The following is a 213-nucleotide window of genomic DNA, read 5'->3' on the forward strand; positions in this document are numbered from 1 at the left end:
GACCGCAAAGATTGAAGAGGGCGCAGACTATGCACAATCGGTCAGCCGTCACTCTATTGAAATTACAAGCCCTATCCGTGTCGACGGTGTGATAACAGGTTATCTTCATGCTGAAGATAGTCGCACTTCACCTTGGTTTACCAACATGATGGTCGGTGGCTTTGCGTTGATTGTTTATCTTGCTTGTGCTTCTTACGTTTTTGTTCATGCCAG

The 213-nt window shown here is 46.0% G+C and carries 1 protein-coding gene; it reads left to right on the forward strand.

Annotated features, from left to right (window positions below; translation table 11 throughout):
* A partial coding sequence (locus LI114_RS14100; RefSeq protein WP_227221179.1) for a hypothetical protein occupies positions 1 to 213 on the forward strand: 213 nt, incomplete at both ends.

The sequence above is a fragment of the Ruminococcus sp. 210702-SL.1.03 genome, assembly GCF_020559915.1.
GTDB lineage: Bacteria > Bacillota > Clostridia > Oscillospirales > Ruminococcaceae > YE71.